We start from the raw sequence: 2757 nt of genomic DNA, 5'->3' as shown, positions 1-2757 counted from the left end.
TACCAAGTAAAGATGTAGTACTTAAAAATGGTGATATTATAAATGTTGATGTAACAACAATACTTAATGGATATTATTCAGATGCATCAAGAATGTTTATGATTGGCGAAGTAAGTGATGAGGCAAAAAAGATAGTAGAAATTACAAAGGAATGTTTAAAAAAGGGAATAGAAGCAGTGAAACCTTGGGGATTCTTAGGAGACATAGGAGCTGCAGTGCAAGAATATGCTGAAGGTAATGGATATTCAGTAGTTAGAGACTTTGGAGGACATGGGGTTGGACTTCAGATTCATGAGGACCCATTTGTGTCTCATTGTGGGACTAGAGGAACAGGTATGATTTTAGCACCAGGGATGGTATTTACAATTGAACCAATGATAAATGGTGGAGGTAGTAAAATAGTCATTGATGAAGATAATGGATGGACAGTATCTACTGCTGATGGATCTCTTTCAGCACAATGGGAGAATACAATTCTTGTAACAGATGATGGTATAGAAATAATATCAAAATAAATTGATAAGATTTACTTAAATGCTATTTAAGAGGCTAACTATAAAAAGTATACAAGGAAGTATACAATGTTAGCCCCTGAAAGTAGTAAATTTTTTTATTCTTGTGGTAAAATATTTAATTTCTTTTTCTGATTGTAAAGTTGCTTGTCTGCAGCTTGAAGTAATTCGTCGAAACTAAGTTTCATATCTTGTGAATAAACTGAAAAACCTAAACTAATAGTTAATTTGTATGGTTTTTTAGAAATAAGATTATATCTAGTGAAGTTTGAAGTGATATGTTCATTAATTTTATTAATTTCATTTTCAGTGGATTTATTTGCCATAATAATGGTAAATTCGTCTCCTCCAATACGTGCTAAAACATCGTCTACTTCGCATGATTCTCTAATTAATAGTGCTGCCATTAAAATAGCTTGATCCCCTTCACTGTGACCATAGGTGTCATTGATTTTCTTTAAACCATCTATATCTCCAAAACACATAATAACTTTGCCACCAGTTATAGATGCAGATTTATAAAGGCTACCACCGTGCATGTAAAATCCTCTTCTATTGAAGATACCTGTTAACTCATCAATTACATAACTATTTTTTAATTCTCCATTACGCTTTTCAAGTTCAATAACTGCCAAGTTTAACTGTTCTTCTGCTTTTATTCGTTCATTAAATAACATTTGAATTTTCAATGTATTGCTAATCTGCTCTCTAAAGTTTTCATAAACAAATTCACTTACTGCATTCATGTCAAAGGCAATATATCCAAAATAAGCATCACCAGTAATTAATGGAAATAAAATCAAATCATTTCTTTTTTCTTCATAAATAAACTCATCGGGTAAAATATCTAGTGTATCAATATATTGCTCCTTGGCTAGAATACCTTTATTGTAGCCTAAAATCAACTTAGATTTAGAAGGTAGTATAAGCTTGGTTTCACTTAAGATATTTACAGGAGTATCAAAGACACATAAACAACATTGTTTCATTCCATACCAAGGCATTGCATCACGAATTACATTGGTTAATTCTTGAAGATTTTTCACGGAATTAAAACCTCTCATTATGTCCCTTGTACCTATATACATTCTTTTAAAATTAAAGTGTTGTGTAGACTCCCTTTTATTTAAAATATTACCGACTAAAACACTAGCCATATAAAATATTTCACCAGATACTCTTAAGACTTCACTATTAGTAATAGGCGAGAGTACAAAACTTCTAATAATATAAAGTGCATCATTCCAAGAATAATCAAGATTCTTTATAAAAATACATTCAAATAAAAAATCTTTAAATTCTTTTATAAATTCACCTTCTACTTTTTTTTCTAATACATCACATGTAAATAAGTTAATTAAGTTAATAGTAATTGTTTTATAACATAATATCTCAATTTTATTTATACCAAGTTCTCTCCCTATTAAAGCTATTAAATGTTGATCGTTCTTAATCAAGTAGTTTTTAAGAGCCTCACATTCAGTGGAATATAGGGTGTTCTTACTTATACTTTCTTTTAATATTAGTGGTGTTTTATTTTTTAAAATATCACAACAACCACAAGACTCTCTCACTATTAATTTACCTTTTAAATAAGTACATTGGGGCACTTGCTCTCCAGCTATAATTAAGTCTATAAATTTAGCAGCATTTGAAGCCATTTCAAAAATAGGTTGATCAATAGTAGTAAAAGAAGGAGATAAAGACCTTACTTCATAAACGTTATCAAAACCAGTTAAGGCTATATCTTTTCCTATCGTAAAACCCATTTGCTTCAAACGATAAAATACCTCAATTGCCATTTCATCATTTGCAACTACAATAGCTTCTGGCATCTTATTTCTATTCACCATAAGTTCATTTATTGCAATAGCTGCCGCTAATTCATGAAAATCACCTTTAACAATTAATTCTTCGTCAATAGGTATATTGTGTTCTTTTAATGCATCTTTATATCCTTTAAGCCTCATATTGGATTCGGGATTATAGGGCGACCCTGTTATGAAAGCTATTTTAGAATAATTATGATGTTCAATTAAGTGGTTTACCATAAAATGCATACATTCTTTGTTATCGAAAATTATACTAGGAATATCTTTAATATCTATGCCGATACTAACCATAGGGATAGCTCTAAAACGGTCTATAAATTCAATAAATTTATCTAAACCAATATAATTCATAAGTAACCCTGAACATACAATTAATCCATCTAATTTATCGGTGTTAACTAAATCATAAATAA

The 2757-nt window shown here is 30.0% G+C and carries 2 protein-coding genes; one reads left to right on the top strand and one right to left on the bottom strand.

The features are described 5' to 3' along the window. A partial coding sequence (gene map / locus Q0649_RS12580) for a type I methionyl aminopeptidase (RefSeq protein ID WP_298842396.1) occupies window positions 1–515 on the top strand: 515 nt, incomplete at its 5' end. A gap of 95 nt (window positions 516–610) precedes the next feature. On the opposite strand, the gene Q0649_RS12575 is transcribed toward map, so the two are convergent. Further along, on the bottom strand, window positions 611–2757 hold a 2147-nt coding region (locus Q0649_RS12575), incomplete at its 5' end, for a GGDEF domain-containing protein (RefSeq protein ID WP_298842394.1).

The organism is uncultured Clostridium sp., from assembly GCF_937920395.1.
Taxonomy (GTDB): Bacteria; Bacillota; Clostridia; order Clostridiales; family Clostridiaceae; genus Clostridium_AD.
Note: the sequence above shows the minus strand (reverse complement) of the source record. Positions and strands in the feature narration are given on the sequence as shown.